Annotated in this window: 2 protein-coding genes and 2 pseudogenes; all 4 read left to right on the top strand. The window is 77.3% G+C overall.

The window, feature by feature from the left end:
- A pseudogene (locus ABZW03_RS39500) lies at nucleotides 1-234 on the top strand (hypothetical protein); the annotation flags it as partial.
- Nucleotides 235-579: 345 nt separating this feature from the next.
- Complete coding sequence (locus ABZW03_RS39495; protein WP_355269512.1) at nucleotides 580-1,527, top strand: segregation/condensation protein A; 948 nt, start codon at nucleotides 580-582, stop codon at nucleotides 1,525-1,527.
- Between the two features lie 242 nt (nucleotides 1,528-1,769).
- Complete coding sequence (locus ABZW03_RS39490; RefSeq protein WP_355269514.1) at nucleotides 1,770-2,363, top strand: SMC-Scp complex subunit ScpB; 594 nt, start codon at nucleotides 1,770-1,772, stop codon at nucleotides 2,361-2,363.
- Nucleotides 2,364-2,426: 63 nt separating this feature from the next.
- Nucleotides 2,427-2,789: pseudogene (locus tag ABZW03_RS39485) on the top strand (pseudouridine synthase); the annotation flags it as partial.

Genomic DNA, 2,789 nt, shown 5'->3' with positions numbered 1-2,789 from the left:
GGCCGCGCGCCGCGCCGGCCCAGCGGGCGCGAGCGGCACGACGAGAAGATCACGGTGTACGTGTCCGCCGAGGAGCTCATGGACCTGGAGCACGCCCGGCTGGTGCTGCGCGGCGAGCACGGGCTCGCCGTGGACCGCGGGCGGATCGTCCGGGAGGCCATCGCGGTCGTCCTGGCGGACCTGGAGCAGCGCGGCGAGGCCTCGATCCTGGTCCGGCGGCTGCGCGGCCGGTAGGCGGCGCGGAGGGCGGCCGGCGGGTGCGCCGGGCGTCGAGGGGGGCCGCTGGCCCGGCGTGGGGAGGCCGCCGGTCGGCGGCAGGGCGTCGCAGGGGCGCCGGACGGGACCGGGCGAGGGTCCGGGGGCCCGAGGGCCGGATCGGACGCCGCAGGGCGCTCCCGGGGCCTGCACGGAGGACGGAACACCTGACCGGTCCCTGGGGCCGGGCCGACGGCATGGCCGCACGAGGCCCCGTACCGGCCCGTGGCCGCCGGGAGCGGCCGGTCCCCGGGCCCGGTGGGGCGGCGTGTCGGGCGGCCCCGGGGCGGGGGCGGCGGCGGGGACGGGTGAAGATGGACCGTCATGCCCAGGACCGCTCGACCAGCCGCCACCGCCGTACCGGCCGCCACCGCCGGATCGGCCACCACCGCCGAACCGGCCACCACCGCCGAACCGGCCGCCATCGACGCGAGCACGCCCGAGGACGGGTCGCGGGGCGGCTTCCGGGTACGGCTGGACAACTTCGAGGGCCCGTTCGACCTGCTGCTCAGCCTGATCGCCAAGCACAAGCTGGACGTCACCGAGGTGGCGCTGGCCACGGTGACGGACGAGTTCCTGGCGTACATCCGGGCGATGGGCCCGGACTGGGACCTGGACGCGACGACCGAGTTCCTGGTGGTGGCCGCCACCCTGCTCGACCTCAAGGCCGCCCGGCTGCTGCCCGTCGCGGAGGTCGAGGACGAGGCGGACCTGGCCCTGCTGGAGGCCCGCGACCTGCTGTTCGCCCGGCTGCTCCAGTACCGGGCGTACAAGCGGGCGGCGGCGCTGTTCGGCGAGCGCTGGGCGGCCGAGCTGCTGCGCCGGCCCCGGGCCGCCGCGCTGGAGCCCCGGCACGCGGAGCTGCTGCCGGAGGTGGTCCTCGGCATCGGGCCGCAGCGGCTCGCCGAGCTGGCGGCCAGGGCGATGGAGCCCAAGCCGGCGCCGGTCGTGTACGTGGACCACATCCACACCCCGCCGGTGAGCGTGCGCGAGCAGGCCGGGCTGGTGGTCGGGCTGCTCACCGAGCTGGGCGAGGCCACCTTCCAGCGGCTGGTCGAGGACGCGCCGGACGACCTGGTGGTGGTCGCCCGCTTCCTGGCGCTGCTGGAGCTGTACCGGGAGCGGGTGCTCGCCTTCGAGCAGCCGGAGGCGCTCGGCGAGCTGCGGGTGCGCTGGGTGGCCGAGGAGGGCCGGGTGGCGGTCGAGGTGACGGACGAGTTCGACCGGCCGGCCGGCGAGGCCGGGGCGGTCGAGGAGGGTGAGCGGCGATGAGCGGCGGGGACGGGGGCGGGCTGCCGGTGCGGCGCCCGCTGGGGCTGCCGGGGCGGCCGCGGGCCGAGGAGTGGCTGGAGCCGGCCTTCGAGCTGCTGCCGGACCCGGTGGCGCCGGCCGGGGAGGATCCGACGGCGCGGTCGCGGGTCGTGCACCAGAAGTCGGCGGGGCCGACTTCCGGCGCGTCGGCCGTCGGGGAGCCGGCCGACGCCGGGCTGCGGGCCGAGCTGGAGGCCGTCCTGATGGTCGTCGACGAGCCGGTGGCGGAGGAGCGGCTGGCCGGGGTGCTGGAGCGGCCCCGGGCGGAGGTGGCGGCCGCGCTGCGCGAGCTGTCCGCCGAGTACACCGTCCAGGGGCGCGGATTCGACCTGCGGCTGGTCGCCGGCGGCTGGCGGTTCTACAGCCGGGAGAGCCGCTCCGCGGCCGTCGACCGCTTCCTCCTGGACGGCCAGCAGGCCCGGCTCACCCAGGCCGCGCTGGAGACCCTGGCGGTGGTCGCGTACCGGCAGCCGGTGTCCAGATCGCGGGTTTCCGCCGTCCGCGGTGTGAACTGTGACGGCGTGATGCGTACCCTGGTACAGCGAGGACTGGTGGAAGAGGCCGGATCCGAGCCCGAAACAGGTGCGATCCTGTATCGGACGACGAACTACTTCCTGGAACGGATGGGGCTCCGCGGCCTGGACGAGCTGCCGGAGCTCGCTCCCTTCCTGCCCGAGGTCGACGACGTGGAAGCGGAGTCCCTGGAGGGCACGATGATCGCGGAGGCGGTCGCCGCCGCTGCCGCGCAGGCCGCGGACGGCAGTGGCGAGGCCGGTCGGGCCGGGCCCGATCGGTAGGGGGGCGGTGAGGTCGGCCGAAACGACCGCACATCCCAGACGGAACGACGTACGGACACTTTGATGCGTAGCAGTGGCAACGGCAGGAACAGCAGCGGCGGCGGGTGCGGTCGCGGCGGACAGGGCGGGGGCCGGGGCGGCGGCTCCTACGGCGGCGGCAGCGGCAGCGGCCGCGGCGGCTCGGGCGCGCGCGGGGGTTCGTACGGCGGCGGTGGCCGCGGCGGCTCGGGTTCGGGCTCGCGCGGCGGGTCGTACGGCGGCTCGTACGGCCGTGACGACCGGCGCGAGGGCCGTCGGGACGACCGGCGCGACGACCGCCGCTACCCGGACCGCCCGCTGCGGCCCGAGGAGCGCAAGTACGACCGCCCCGAGTACGGCGGCGGCCCCAACGCCACCCCGGCCCGCGGCGGCTACGCCGGCCGGCGC

The organism is Kitasatospora sp. NPDC004799, from assembly GCF_040609095.1.
GTDB lineage: Bacteria > Actinomycetota > Actinomycetes > Streptomycetales > Streptomycetaceae > Kitasatospora.
Note: the sequence above shows the minus strand (reverse complement) of the source record. Positions and strands in the feature narration are given on the sequence as shown.

Bases quoted from the DNA above. Each gene is read 5' to 3' on its own strand.
- ABZW03_RS39495 (WP_355269512.1), top strand. From the start codon at position 580: ATGCCCAGGACCGCTCGACCAGCCGCCACCGCCGTACCGGCCGCCACC.
- ABZW03_RS39490 (WP_355269514.1), top strand. From the start codon at position 1,770: ATGGTCGTCGACGAGCCGGTGGCGGAGGAGCGGCTGGCCGGGGTGCTG.